At 39.1% G+C, this 468-nt stretch carries 1 protein-coding gene; it reads right to left on the bottom strand.

What is annotated here, in order from left to right; genetic code table 11:
- Positions 1 to 113 precede the first annotated feature (113 nt).
- Positions 114 to 468, bottom strand: a 355-nt coding sequence (locus tag AC27EZ_RS18140) for an Imm8 family immunity protein (protein WP_487136665.1), incomplete at its 5' end; no start/stop codon positions are given.

Genomic DNA, 468 nt, shown 5'->3' with positions numbered 1-468 from the left:
AACCTAACACCCTAATAAGGGGCAAATACTTGTTGGAGAAAATGGCGCAGCCGCCAACGAGTATTTGTCCCAGTGACCGAAGGGAGCGAGCTTAATTTGTTTGTTATATGCCATTACCGCTGAGACCACTCGTATTCCCAACAAAAATGTTTAGCGATTTGTTTAAACATACCTTCCCAGCTAACGTCTGTACAATTTGACAATATTTTGTTTGTTTCCTCTATAGTTTTGGCCCAAGAGTAATAAGGCAAAACAAGTAAATGCTTTTTGTCGGTTATTTGCGATAGTAGTTTTTGTGTAACCACATGAACTTGAAAGTTATTAGTTCCGTCCATGCCTTCTGCGCCTACTGAAATATTGAACCAAAAATCAACTTCTGCAGGATCTTCGAATACCCATTCGTTGATTGGGTCAAAGTCTGAGCAATCGAAGCTTCTGATTATGGGAATAAAATTATTCATTTGGCAT

The organism is Alteromonas sp. 4NH20-0056, from assembly GCF_057539655.1.
The sequence above is the reverse complement of the archived record's forward strand: the minus strand, read 5'-3'. Positions and strand labels throughout refer to the sequence as shown.